Origin of the sequence: Mesorhizobium sp. B4-1-1, from assembly GCF_006439375.1 — a bacterium.
Lineage (GTDB): Bacteria > Pseudomonadota > Alphaproteobacteria > Rhizobiales > Rhizobiaceae > Mesorhizobium.
On the sequence record NZ_VFTH01000006.1, the window covers coordinates 225,959 to 238,416 of the forward strand.

The window sequence follows — 12,458 nt, forward strand, 5'->3', positions numbered from 1 at the left end:
CCCTGATCTTGCATCGGTCCGACATCGTCGCGACCGGCGCCCGCCGCCATGCATAAGCTACCGCAATACGTTTTTGCAGTGCAACAAAAAATATGCGGGCATTTGCTACGCCGCACCAAAATTGTTGCGATGCAGCAAAAGCTGTACTAGCATCCTCGATGGGTGGGCCCAACAGCGGTCGAGTTACATGCTGCATGTCTTGTACCTTGTGCATGACGTATCCGACCCGGCGGTGCGCCGGAGGGTTCAGATGCTCAAGGCAGGCGGCGCCAGGGTCACCCTGGCGGGCTTCCGCCGCACCACCAGCCCGGTCACCGAGATCGAGGGTATCGAGCCGGTCGACCTTGGCGCGACGCGCGACGGCCGATTCGCGCAGCGCATCGGCGCGGTCGCCAAGGCAGCCGTGTCGATCGGCGCGAAATTGGGCGCCGTGTCCAGGCCCGATCTCATTATCGCGCGCAACCTCGAAATGCTGGCGCTGGCCCGCCGCGCCAATGGCGCGCTCGGAGCGAGCGTGCCGATCGTCTATGAATGCCTCGATATCCACCGTCTGGTGCTGCGCGACGATTTCGTCGGCAGGACGCTGCGTGGCGCCGAACGTCATCTCGCTCGCGACGTGAAGCTTCTGGTGACGAGCTCGCCGGCCTTCATCGCCAATTATTTCGAGCCGTTCGGGCAGATCGTCGCACCTGTCGAGCTGATCGAGAACAAATATTTCGAGGCGGCATCCGTTGTTGCCGCGCATTCTTTCGAGGACGACAGCCCGGCGACGCCGCCTTGGCGCATCGGCTGGTTCGGCGTGCTGCGCTGCCGTCGCTCGCTGGAACTGCTGGCCGATTTCACCCGCCGCCAGGTCGGGCGTTTCGAGGTCGTGCTGAGAGGCCGCCCGGCGCTGTCCGAATTCCCGGACTTTCAAGGTTTCGTCGAGGCCGAGCCGTGGCTTTCGTTCGAGGGGCCTTACCGCAATCCGGAGGACATGGCCGCAATCTACGGGCAGGTGCATTTCTCTTGGGCGATCGATTTCTTCGAAGCCGGCCAGAATTCCGAATGGCTGCTTCCCAACCGCCTCTACGAGGGCTGCCGCTTCGGCGCCGTGCCGATCTCGATGGCGGACACCGAAACCGGCAGGTTTCTGAAGCAGCGGGATATCGGCGTGCTTTTGCCCGAAGCGACGCCCGAAGGCATCGAGGCGATGCTGAGTCGGATGGATCAGGACCGGTACCGCGGCCTGAAGTCGCGGGTCTTGGCGCGCAATCCCAGGACCTGGAGCTACGACCGCAGCGACTGCGCGGCTTTCGTCGACAAGCTGCGCGGCCTCGCCGCGATGCCTTCAAATTTTGCGGCGACGGAGGCGGCGGCGTGATGGCAGGAGACGCACAAGAACCGATGACGCAGGCCGCCACATCGATCCTGATCGTCATTCCCTGCCTCAACGAGGCGGATCATATCGGCGGCCTGCTCGACCAGTTGCGGCCCGCTGCGGCGCGGCTCGGCGGCCGCATCGTCGTCGTCGACGGCGGCAGCACCGACGGCACGCAAGCCATCGTCGAAAAGATCCTGGCGAAGGATGCCCGGGTCGTCCTGCTCGCCAATCCGAAGCGCCTCCAGAGCGCCGCCATCAATCTCGCGGTGGCGACGCTCGGCGAAGGCGCCGACTACCTCATCCGCATCGACGCGCATGGCGGTTATCCGGACGATTACTGCGAGCGGCTGGTCGAGGAAGCGCTTGCCACCGGCGCCGATTCGGTCGTCGTTTCGATGCTGACCGCCGGTACCGGCGCCGTGCAGAAGGCGGTCGCGGCGGCGCAGAACTCCAAGCTCGGCACCGGCGGCTCGAAGCACCGGCACATGTCCGAGGGCGAATGGGTCGACCACGGCCACCACGCGCTGATGCGCATCGCCGCTTTCAGGCATGTCGGCGGCTACGACGAGAGCTTCAGCCACAACGAGGACGCCGAGCTCGACTACCGCCTGCGCCAAGCCGGCTACCGCATCTGGATGAGCGGCCGGACGCAGATGGTCTACTATCCGCGCTCGACGCTGAAGAGCCTTTATTTCCAGTATCTCGGCTATGGCCGCGGCCGCGCCAGGAACGTCCTGAAGCATCGCATGGTGCCGAAGGTTCGTCAGATGATCCCGCTGCTGGTTGCGCCCGTGGTGCTGCTCGCGCTGCTTTCCTTCGTCCACTGGATCGCGGCGGTGCCTTTCCTTTTGTGGATGACCGTGTGCCTCGGTTACGGGCTGGTGACGGCGCTGCGCCAGCGCAACGCCAGCATCGCACTGGCCGGGGTCTCGGCGATGGTCATGCATTCCGGCTGGTCCGTCGGCTTCTGGCAGCAGCTTCTGGCGTCGCGCTCGCAGCGCAAGGTGGCGTGATGGCCAGCCACTCGATCGACATCTGCATCTGCACCTTCCGCCGGCCGGAGCTGGCCGACACGCTGCGCTCCGTGGCCGCTCTGGAGAAGCCCGAGGGCGCGGTGATCGGCGTCGTCATTGCCGACAATGACGACGAGCCCAGCGCGCAGAAGCTGGTGAAGGCACTGGCCGAGGAACTGAAATTGCCAGTCCGCTACCGCCACGCGCCGGCGCGCAACATCTCGATCGCCCGCAACGCCTGCCTCGACGCCAGCATGTCGGACTTCGTCGCCTTTATCGACGACGACGAGACGGCGTCGCCCGGCTGGCTGGCCGAATTGATGGCGGCGGCCGACGCCACGGGCGCCGCGGCGGTGCTCGGACCGGTGCGGGCGCATTATCGCCAGGATGCGCCGGACTGGATGCAAAAGGGCGACTTCCATTCCACCTTGCCGGTCTGGGTGCGCGGCGAGATCCGCACCGGCTACACCTGCAACGTCCTGCTCAAAATGACCGATGCGAGCCTGCGTGGCCGGCGCTTCAGCATGGCGCGCGGCCAGACCGGCGGCGAGGATACCGAGTTCTTCGATGCCATGGTAAAGGCCGGCGGCCGCATCGCTTTTGCACCCGAGGCTTTCGTCGACGAGGTCGTGCCGCGCGCCAGGGCCGCGTTCGACTGGCTGCGCCGCCGCCGCTTCCGCTTCGGCCAGACGCATGGCCACCTGATCGGGCGCGGCACCGGCGGCGTGCGCCGCGCCGGCCAGGTCGGGCTGGCTTCGGCCAAGGCCGTCTACTGCTTCGGCATGGCCATTTTGACCGCGATCAGCCCGGTTCGACGGAACCGCAGCGTGCTGCGCGGCATTATGCACGTTGGCGTCATCAGCGGTTTGGTCGGCATCCGCGAAATCCGCCAGTACGGCCTCACTTCGCCAGAACAAGGGAACAAGCGTGCAGCCTGACGTCAGCTTCGTCATCGCCGCCTACAATGCGGAGGCCACTCTCGACCGCGCCATCGCCGGCGCGATCGGGCAACTCGGCGTGACCGTCGAGGTCATCGTCGTCGACGACCAGTCGCGCGACGGCACGCTGGATGTGGCGCGCGCTTATCCGCAAGATATCGTCAAGGTGGTGACGCTGCCCGCCAATCGTGGTCCTGGCGGCGCCCGCAATGTCGGCCTCGACTTGGCGCGCGGCCGCTGGGTGGCGGTGCTCGATTCCGATGACGCGGTCCTTCCCGACCGCTTGGCCACGATGATCTCGCGGGCCGAAGCGGCGGATGCGCAAATTGCGGTCGACAATGTGCAGGTCGTGCGCGAGGACGGCACGCCCGACGACGTCATGTTCCCGGCCGGCTATCTCGAAGGCCTGCGCGAAATCTCGCTGGCCGACTACATCGCCGGCAATCTGGTCTTCGAATCGCGTTTCAATCTCGGTTATCTGAAGCCGATCTTCCAGCGCCGCTTCCTCGACGACAACAGTCTGCGTTACGACGAGAAGCTGCGCATCGGCGAGGACTACATCCTGCTGGCGAGCGCGCTGGCCAGCGGCGGCCGCTGCGTGGTTGAGCCGACCGTCGGCTATGTCTACCACATCCGCACCGGCTCGATCTCGCGCGTGCTCGAATTGCATCACGTCGAGGCGATGACGCGCGCCGACGCCGCCTTCGCGGCTGCATATCCCATGGACAGCAGCGCAAAGGCGGCCTTCGTCAAGCGTGGCCGCAGCCTGCGTAAGGCGTCGTCGTTCCTGTCCCTGGTTCGGCACATCAAGGCGCGTTCGCCGCTCAAGGCGATCGGTACGGTGCTCAGGGATCCGGCGGCGATCGGGCATATGGGTATGCCTATCGCCGTCCGGCTCAGAAGGGTTGCGGCGCAGGTTCGCCGTCGGGGCGGGGAGACGAAGCACGCCGGCATTTTCATAGCCAGCGATAAGTAGGAATCTTTTCTGTCAGAAGGAATATCAGATGCAGAAAGTCAGGAAGGCAGTCATCCCGGTGGCGGGGCTCGGAACACGGTTCCTGCCGGCGACCAAGTCGATGCCGAAGGAGATGCTGCCTGTCGTCGACAAGCCCGTCGTGCAATATGCCGTCGACGAGGCGTTCGAGGCCGGCATCGAGCACATCGTCTTCGTCACCGGCCGCAACAAGGCGGTCATCGAGGACTATTTCGACCTGCACCCTGAACTGATCGGCACGCTGGAGCAGACCGGCAAGAAGGCGCAGCTCCAGTCGCTGGAGAGCCTGCTGCCGGAGGCCGGCGCCACCTCCTTCATCCGCCAGCAATCGCCGCAAGGTCTCGGCCACGCCGTCTGGTGCGCGCGCGACGTGATCGGCAACGAGCCCTTCGCGCTGCTGCTCCCGGACATGGTGTCCTTCGGCGCGCGCGGTTGCCTTGCCGAGACGGTCGATCTTTATCAGCGGACCGGCGGGAATGTGATCGCCGTCGAACGCTGCGACCCGGCCGAAACCAGCAAATACGGCATTGTCGGCCGCGGCGAGGAGCTCGGCTCCGGCTTCAAGGTCACGGCGATGGTTGAGAAGCCCGCGCCCGCCAACGCGCCGTCGAATTTCTACATCAACGGCCGCTACGTTCTGCAGCCGGAGATCTTCGCGCTGCTCGGCAACCAGCAGCGCGGCGCCGGCAACGAAATCCAGCTCACCGACGCCATGGTGCGCCTGGCTCAGAGCCAGCCTTTCTACGCCCAGCCTTTCGATGGCCGCATGTTCGACTGCGGCTCCAAGGAGGGGTTCATCGAAGCCACCATCGCCTTCGCCCTGGCGCGCGACGACATGAAGGGCCCGGTGTTCGAGATGCTGCAGCAGTTCGTCCGGTCGCATGAGCGCCGGGAAGTAGCCGCATAATGCCCATCTTTCGGGTGCATATGCGAACCCGCGATGGCGCGACAGCCACTCAAGCGCCCGGGCCCTCCGGCCCGGCGCATCCTGGCAACGACGTTGCGCGGTCTTTTCTGGTCACGACGCCGATCTACCAAGGCCGATAGCGCCTGCAACCTGGAATTGGACCGAATATGAACTATGCCAGCTTCCCTCTCGACAAGAGGATGCCGTTGCCCAGTACCGATCCGGAGAAGGGTGAAGATTTTATCGACGTCGAGCGTCTGCTTGGCATGGCCGCCCGACAGGCCAAGGTGGTGGCGGTCTGCGCCGTCATCGGCCTGTTCCTGGGCGTGATCTATCTGCAGACCACGCCCAAGCAATATATGTCCGTGGCGAGCGTCCTGATCGACGAGGGCCTGAACAAGGTCGTCGACGACATCTCGGCGGCGTCGCAAACCATGCAGACCGACGCCTCGCTGCTCAGCCAGATCGAGATCCTGACGTCCGCGCGCCTTGCATCGGTGGTGGTCGACAAGCTGAAGCTCGACCAGAACCCGGCCTTCATGAACCCCCCGCAATCGGCCTTGGCCAAGGGCATCGGCTTCCTGCGCGGCGTGGTCGGCTATTTCCGCAGCAGCTCGGCCGACCAGATCCCCGGCATGGAGAATGTCGACGAGGCGACGCGCCAGGCCATGATCAAGACGGCGACGCACGACTACGCCGTGCTGAAGCTGCAAAGCGAGGTGCTGGCGCAGCGCAACGGCCGCAGCTACGTCATTTCCATCGGCTACCAGGCGCCTGATCCTGCCTTGGCCACGGCCATCACCAAGGCTTATGCCGATGCCTATCTGGCCGACCAGCTCAATGCCAGCTTCGACGCCACCGAACGCGCCGCCTTGTGGCTGCAGGGCAGGCTTACCGAGCTGCGGGAGAGCTCGCAGCAGGCAGCGATGGCCGTTGAGAAATTCAGGGCCGAACATGGGTTGTCCGCCAACAGCGACGGCCAGTTGCTGAGCGACAAGCAGCTCGCCGACCTCAACGCCCAGCTCATCGTCGCCCAGGCCGATACCGCCAGGGCCAGCGCCCGCTATCACCAATACAAGGCGATCGTCGACAGCGGTTCTGAAGCCGCCTTCAACGATTCGGCCATTGGCGCCGACCAGCCGAGCAGCTCGGTCATCATCGCGCTCAAGACCCGCTATCTGGCCATTGCCAAGCGCCTGCAGGACGTCGAGACGAATTTCGGCAAGGATCACCCCCAGGCGGTCGCGCTGGCCAAGGAAAAGGCCGATGTCTCGGCACAGATCTTCGGCCAGCTGAAGCAGCTCACCGAAAGCTACCGCAACGATTTCGAGGTGGCGCAGGCGCGCGAGACGGCTTTGCGCGACAAGATTTCCACCGCCGCCGGCAAGAGCTCGATCGACAACCAGTCGCAGGTGAAGCTGAAGGAGCTCGACCAGCAGGCGCAGGCGCTGACCACGCTCTACCAGACCTTCCTCAGCCGCTATGAGGAAGCCTCGCAGCAGCAGTCCTTCCCGGTCGGCAAGGTCCGCATCATTTCCGACGCGTCGATGCCGCTCGCGGCTTCCAGCCCGCGCACCTTGCGCGTGCTGGCGCTGTCGCTGGTGCTCGGCCTGATGCTTGGCGCCGGCTTCGGCGGCCTCAACGAGTTCAACGAGCGTTTCTTCAGGACGGGCGAGGACATTCGCGACCGCGTCGGCCTGAAATTCCTCGGTTATCTGCCGACGATCGGCGGCGGCAAGGCCAAGGATAGCAAAGCCGACGATCTGCCGGCCGACGGCAAGGTGGCCAGTCTCTCCGCGGCTGAGAGGCGGGCGCGCATGCGCGTCAGCATCGACGCCCCGGCCTCGATGTTCGCCGAGACGCTGCGCAACGCCAAGATCGCCTTCGACGTGGTGATGGAAGACCGCGGCAGCCGGGTGATCGGCGTCATTTCGGTGCTGCCCGGCGAAGGCAAGTCGACGGTCGCCGCAAACCTTGCCGGCCTGCTCGCCGCCAACGGCGCCAAGACCCTGCTCATCGACGGCGACTTGCGCAATCCTGGCTTGAGCCGCAGCCTCGGCATGGAGGCCGAGCAGGGCCTGATGGAAGCGGTGGTCAACGGCCAGACCTGGCAGTCGGTCGGCAAGGTCGACCGCCAGACCAAGCTCGCGATCATTCCCGCCGTGCTGCGCGGCCAGTTCTCGCACACCAGCGAGCTTCTTGGCTCGGCCGGCATGCGGCGCTTCATCGACAACGCCAAGGAGACGTTCGAATACATCATCGTCGACCTGCCGCCGCTCGGCCCCGTCGTCGACGCCAAGGCTTTCGCGCCGCTGGTCGACGGCTTCGTGCTGGTCACCGAATGGGGCCGCACGCCGCGCAACATGGTGCGCTCGATGCTGGAATCCGAGCCCTATATGGCCAACAAGGTGATCGGCGCGGTGCTCAACAAGGTCGATTTGAAGAAGCTGGCCAAATACGGCTCGCTCGGTGGCTCGGAAAGGTTCTTCGACCGCTATTCGACCTATTATCTGGACAAGTCGGAATCGCGCGCCAAACAGGCTGCGTGACGCGCGCCGTCTTCAATCTCTTGAAGACAGCAGCCGGCCGTATTTGCCGACGATCCTGAGCGCGGTCAGCCGCCCGGTTTGGAAGGCGCCGGTGTCGATGTCGAGCCGGCGACCGTCGAGCGTCGGAATCTCCACGACCGTGTGTCCGTGCACCACCCAGCGGTCGAGGCGGTGCGCCGCCTCGAAGAACTCCTCGCGGATGTTGAGGAGGTCGCCCTCGTCTTGCGCCTCGAGCGCGATGCCGGGCCGGATACCGGCATGCACGAAGACGAATTCGTCGGAGCAGACCATTATGGGCAGCGTGCGCAGGAAATCGACATGGCCGGCGGGAATGGCCTCGCGTATATGCGCGTCCGTCCGTTCGCTGGAACCGTAGAGACTTGCCAGGCGGTCCGGGTCGACACCGTAGGAGAACAAGGTCTCGCGCCCGCCATAGCCGAGCCAGGTCTCACGCGAGAGATGACCGTCCAGATAGAGGAGCAGCGCGACTTCATGATTTCCCACGAGGCAGATGCGCTGGAAGCCCTTCGGCGGCGGCGCCATCAGATGGTCGATCACGCGCCGCGAATGTGGCCCGCGGTCGATATAGTCGCCCAGCATGATGATGATCTTGCGGCCGCGGAAGCGCTGCGCATCGATCTGGATCTTTTGCTCCAGCGCGCGCAACTCGTCGAGGCAGCCATGCACGTCGCCGATCGCGTAGACGACCGTGTCGCGCATGTCCATGACGAGGCGCTCGCGTGGCGCGGGTCGAGGGCGTCTCGATCGCTGGAAAAGATTCACGGATTGAGGCTCGGCTATTTGCACTGATCTGCGCCTCGATATCATGCCGAATGCAAACAATTCCACACCGGCGCGCGATCGGCAGTCGCGTCGTCAGGCGGCCTTCAACCGATAGCGGAACAGCGTGTAGTCCAAGAGCAGCCGGATCCGCGGCTCGGCCTCGGCCGCGATCAGCCAGCTCACCACGATCATGGCAGCGGCGACAACGGGAATAGCGGCCAGATAGGGCACGCCGGCGCGCATCAGGGCGCCGAGCATCGCCGCGCCGACGACATCGTGGATGAGATAGAGCGGATAGGTCATCAGTCCGATCCGCCGCCAGCCGCGCCAGGACAGGTCGAGGCGCAGCGACCACGCCATCAGCGCCACCGCCGCGAGGAAGACGACGATCGGCGCCGTGTAAGGCATCGCGGCTTCCACCTTGACGCTGTGCACGTCGACCGAGCTCGCGATCTGCAATGCGCCCCCGAACAGGAACAGGGCCGCGAAGGCAAGCCGCTGCAGGGTTATCGCCTTGAAGCGCATCAGCCACAGAAGCACGCCGACGGCGAAGAACGCGCCGTGATGCACCAGGGTCAGCTGCAGCCAGCGCGTCTCGGCGAGATCGGTCCAGCCGAAGGCGAAATAGGCGCACCAGAACAATGTGCTGGCGAGGCCGATGACGATGGCCACTATCTCCATCAGGTCGAAGCGGCCGAGCCGCAGCAGCACCCAGACGATGGCATAGAACGCAATCTCGATGCCGAGCGTCCAGTAGACGCTGTCCACCCAGGGTTCGAAGGGCACGAACAGCCCGGTGCGGACGAGGCGGATCACGGCGTCCGTCGGCCAGGAGAGGCCGACAGCGAGCAGGACGATGGCGGAGATCGGCGCGCAGATCCAGACCGCCGGCATCAGCCGCCGGATGCGCGCCTCGAAGAATTTCAGCGGCGTGGAATTCTCGGCGCTGAAGGCGATGACGAAGCCGCTGATGACGAAGAACACCTGCACGCCGACCCAGCCGGAACCGGCGAAGGCCATTTCGGGATGCGGCGGGATGCCGCCGGTGGCGCGCGCCGAAACGCCGTCGGGGAAGGCCCAGACCCAGAAGCCATAGTGATAGAACATCACCATGACGGCAGCCAGGAAACGCAGGATGTCGACACCGCCGAATGTCGTCTTGTGCTGAGCCATGCCGTGCCTTCGGTATGGCCCCCCACGCAAACTTTAAAGTCTATTGCTGCGCTGCACAACAAGCGATTGCGGTGCGGGACAAATTCGTGAATTCTTCCTTAACGCGGCCGTCTGCTTGGCGACTACACCCCGATGCCGCGGCCCTTCAGCGCCACCGTGATCTCGTCGAGAATGGCGGGATCGTCGATGGTCGCCGGCATTGTCCATTCCTCCTTATCGGCGATCTTCTGCATCGTGCCGCGCAGGATCTTGCCGGAGCGGGTCTTGGGCAGCCGCTTGATCGTCACCACTGTCTTGAAGGCGGCAACCGGGCCGATCCGCTCGCGCACCAGCCCCACCACCTCGCTCTCGATCGCGCCGGTATCGCGCGACACGCCGGCATTGAGCACGACGAAGCCAAGCGGCACCTGGCCCTTCATGGCATCGGCAACGCCGATGACCGCGCATTCGGCGACATCGGGATGGGCCGCCAGCACCTCTTCCATGGCGCCCGTCGAGAGCCGGTGGCCGGCGACGTTGATGATATCGTCGGTGCGGGCCATGACATAGAGATAGCCGTCCTCGTCCATCATGCCGGCGTCGGCCGTCTTGTAGTAGCCGGGGAACTCTTCGAGATAGGCCTGCCGGAAGCGGGCGTCGGCGTTCCAAAGCGTCGGCAGGCAGCCGGCGGGCAATGGCAGCTTGACCACGACATTGCCGAGCGTGCCGCGCGGTATTTCGTGGCCGGCATCGTCGAGGATACGGATGTCGTAGCCCGGCATCGGCACGCCGGGCGAGCCGTATTTCACCGGCAACAGCCCGAGCCCCGCCGGGTTGATCGTCATCGGCGAGCCGGTCTCGGTCTGCCACCAATGGTCGATCACCGGACGGTCGAGCTTCTGCTCGGCCCATTTGATGGTTTCGGGGTCGGCGCGCTCGCCGGCAAGAAACAGCGTGCGGAACTTCGACAAATCGTATTTCGGCACGAACTCGCCCTTGGGATCCTGCCCTTTGATGGCGCGGAAGGCGGTCGGCGCGGTGAACAGCGCCACCACGCCATGCTCAGCGATCACCCGCCAATAGGTGCCGGCGTCCGGCGTGCCGATCGGCTTGCCCTCGAACAGCACGCTGGCGCAGCCATGCAGAAGCGGCCCGTAGACGATATAGGAATGACCGACCACCCAGCCGACGTCGGAGGCAGCCCAGAACACTTCGCCGGGCTTCACGCCGAACTCGTTGTCCATGGTCCATTTCAGCGCGACCATGTGGCCGCCATTGTCGCGCACGATGCCTTTCGGCTGGCCGGTCGTGCCGGAGGTGTAGATGATGTAGAGCGGGTCGGTGGCCAGCACCGGCACGCAGTCGACATTGGCGCCCGCCGCCCGCTCGCGGGCAACCGCATCCGCATAGTCGAAGTCGTAATTGTCCTTCATCTCGCAGCGCAACTGCTCGCGCTGCAGGATGAGGCAGGCGTCGGGCTTGTGCTTCGACATCTCGATCGCCTTGTCGAGCAGCGGCTTGTAGGCGACCACGCGTCCCGGCTCGAGGCCGCAGGAGGCGGTGATGATCAGCTTCGGCTTGGCGTCGTCGATACGGGTGGCGAGCTCATGCGAGGCGAAGCCGCCGAACACCACCGAATGCACGGCGCCCAGCCTCGCGCAGGCGAGCATGGCGATCGCAGCTTCCGCCACCATCGGCATGTAGATGATGACGCGGTCGCCCTTGCCGATGCCGCGATGCCTCAGCACCGAGGCCAGCGCGACGACCTCGCGCTTCAATTCGGCATAGGTGAATTTCCGGATCGTGCCGGTGATGGCGCTGTCATGGATCAGCGCCAGCTGGTCGGCGCGTCCGCCAGCGACATGGCGGTCGATGGCGTTATGGCAGGTGTTGCAGGTGGCGCCGATGAACCAGCGGCCATAGACGCCTTCCGCCGGATCGAAGACCTTTTCGGCCGGTGTGTACCAGTCGATCGCCTTCGCCGCTTCGGCCCAGAATCCTATGGGGTCGCTTTTCCAGCCCTCATAGACTTCGCGGTAGCGTGAGGCCATGTGGTCTTCCTCCCAGGGAATAGCTTTCATCAACCGGCAAATAGCCTAAGCCGGTTCCGCCGGCCATGTCTTCCTGCATTTTGGTCCACTCCGCTCTCGCCTTGCCGGCCAATATGCGGCACCGTCGGGTTTCGGCCGAAGGAGAGGAAGATCAAGCATTTTGCCTGCCGTGGGGCTCGGCCTGTGCGTCGTGTTTGCCGGCGCGGCGACACACGCGGGCGATGCGGCCGCGCGGCGCATCATCGGCTTCTCGCCGGACGGGGTCAGGACGGCAGGGCGATCAAGGTGCTGCACAAGGCCGTGCCTGGTTCGCGCAACTGCCCGACATCCTACAGCCTGTCGGAGGTCTATGAGTTCGCGCCCAAGGGCAAGCCGGTGGCGATTGCCGTGCTGGTCCAGCGCTTCAGCCCGGGTTTCGAAGGCCGCGGCCGCCACCTCATGGCGGCGACGGGCCAACTGCCCCGATCGCCTCGATCTGGTCGCACAGACAAGGGCCAAACGATTCTTCCGCTCTCTCGCGAGAGCGCCGTTTATGCCTGGTCCGCGATGTCAGCCGGCTTAGAGCGGTAGCGCCGCCAGCATCAGCCCGACGCCGCCGGCGATCAGGATGGCCGCCGCAAGCGCCTTCCGATGGCGCTCGAACGCCGTCGGAGCCCGTTCCCAATTGTAACGCATATATCACTCCCCAAAGCCCGGCGGACTCATAAC

Annotated in this window: 9 protein-coding genes and 1 pseudogene; 7 read left to right on the forward strand and 3 right to left on the reverse strand. The window is 65.1% G+C overall.

All coding sequences use genetic code 11. The features are described 5' to 3' along the window. Positions 1 to 187 precede the first annotated feature (187 nt). The 6 genes and pseudogenes from FJW10_RS11370 to FJW10_RS11395 all read left to right on the forward strand — a co-directional run bounded on the left by FJW10_RS11370 (position 188) and on the right by FJW10_RS11395 (position 7,764). On the forward strand, positions 188 to 1,363 hold the full coding sequence (locus FJW10_RS11370) for a glycosyltransferase family 4 protein (protein WP_140900156.1): 1,176 nt from the start codon (positions 188 to 190) through the stop codon (positions 1,361 to 1,363). Positions 1,364 to 1,386: 23 nt separating this feature from the next. Then, entirely contained in the window at positions 1,387 to 2,376 is a 990-nt protein-coding gene (locus FJW10_RS11375; protein ID WP_140900238.1) for a glycosyltransferase family 2 protein, read from the forward strand. Beyond that, positions 2,376 to 3,314, forward strand: coding sequence for a glycosyltransferase (locus FJW10_RS11380; RefSeq protein ID WP_140900157.1), 939 nt, complete (start codon positions 2,376 to 2,378; stop codon positions 3,312 to 3,314). The genes FJW10_RS11375 and FJW10_RS11380 overlap by 1 nt, the downstream gene beginning before the upstream one ends. Further along, positions 3,304 to 4,276: pseudogene (locus FJW10_RS11385) on the forward strand (glycosyltransferase family 2 protein). The gene FJW10_RS11380 and the pseudogene FJW10_RS11385 overlap by 11 nt, the downstream one beginning before the upstream one ends. A 42-nt stretch (positions 4,277 to 4,318) precedes the next feature. Next, the gene (galU, locus tag FJW10_RS11390) at positions 4,319 to 5,215 is read left to right on the forward strand and encodes a UTP--glucose-1-phosphate uridylyltransferase GalU (protein ID WP_140900158.1); all 897 of its coding nucleotides are present in this window, start codon (positions 4,319 to 4,321) and stop codon (positions 5,213 to 5,215) included. A gap of 167 nt (positions 5,216 to 5,382) precedes the next feature. After that, positions 5,383 to 7,764 (forward strand): polysaccharide biosynthesis tyrosine autokinase, encoded by a 2,382-nt coding sequence (locus FJW10_RS11395; protein WP_140832228.1) that lies wholly within the window; start codon positions 5,383 to 5,385, stop codon positions 7,762 to 7,764. Positions 7,765 to 7,776: 12 nt separating this feature from the next. On the opposite strand, the gene FJW10_RS11400 is transcribed toward FJW10_RS11395, so the two are convergent. The 3 genes from FJW10_RS11400 to FJW10_RS11410 all read right to left on the reverse strand — a co-directional run bounded on the left by FJW10_RS11400 (position 7,777) and on the right by FJW10_RS11410 (position 11,750). Beyond that, positions 7,777 to 8,490 (reverse strand): metallophosphoesterase, encoded by a 714-nt coding sequence (locus tag FJW10_RS11400; RefSeq protein WP_246674215.1) that lies wholly within the window; start codon positions 8,488 to 8,490, stop codon positions 7,777 to 7,779. A 150-nt stretch (positions 8,491 to 8,640) separates the two neighbouring features. Continuing rightward, positions 8,641 to 9,720 (reverse strand): acyltransferase, encoded by a 1,080-nt coding sequence (locus FJW10_RS11405; protein WP_140900160.1) that lies wholly within the window; start codon positions 9,718 to 9,720, stop codon positions 8,641 to 8,643. A gap of 122 nt (positions 9,721 to 9,842) precedes the next feature. Then, positions 9,843 to 11,750 carry a propionyl-CoA synthetase gene (locus tag FJW10_RS11410; protein WP_140900161.1) on the reverse strand — a complete coding sequence of 636 codons (1,908 nt, stop codon included), beginning with the start codon at positions 11,748 to 11,750 and terminating at the stop codon, positions 9,843 to 9,845. Positions 11,751 to 12,035: 285 nt separating this feature from the next. On the opposite strand from FJW10_RS11410, the gene FJW10_RS30760 reads away from it, so the two are divergent. Continuing rightward, positions 12,036 to 12,320, forward strand: a complete 285-nt coding sequence (locus FJW10_RS30760; protein WP_281405121.1) for a DUF2259 domain-containing protein — start codon at positions 12,036 to 12,038, stop codon at positions 12,318 to 12,320. Positions 12,321 to 12,458 lie beyond the last annotated feature (138 nt).

Excerpts from the sequence above, each read along its gene's own strand:
- FJW10_RS11405 (WP_140900160.1), bottom strand. The coding sequence starts at position 9,720 with ATGGCTCAGCACAAGACGACATTCGGCGGTGTCGACATCCTGCGTTTC.
- FJW10_RS11395 (WP_140832228.1), top strand. The coding sequence starts at position 5,383 with ATGAACTATGCCAGCTTCCCTCTCGACAAGAGGATGCCGTTGCCCAGT.
- FJW10_RS11380 (WP_140900157.1), top strand. The coding sequence starts at position 2,376 with ATGGCCAGCCACTCGATCGACATCTGCATCTGCACCTTCCGCCGGCCG.
- galU (WP_140900158.1), top strand. The coding sequence starts at position 4,319 with ATGCAGAAAGTCAGGAAGGCAGTCATCCCGGTGGCGGGGCTCGGAACA.
- FJW10_RS11370 (WP_140900156.1), top strand. The coding sequence starts at position 188 with ATGCTGCATGTCTTGTACCTTGTGCATGACGTATCCGACCCGGCGGTG.
- FJW10_RS11375 (WP_140900238.1), top strand. The coding sequence starts at position 1,387 with ATGACGCAGGCCGCCACATCGATCCTGATCGTCATTCCCTGCCTCAAC.
- FJW10_RS11410 (WP_140900161.1), bottom strand. The coding sequence starts at position 11,750 with ATGGCCTCACGCTACCGCGAAGTCTATGAGGGCTGGAAAAGCGACCCC.
- FJW10_RS11400 (WP_246674215.1), bottom strand. The coding sequence starts at position 8,490 with ATGGACATGCGCGACACGGTCGTCTACGCGATCGGCGACGTGCATGGC.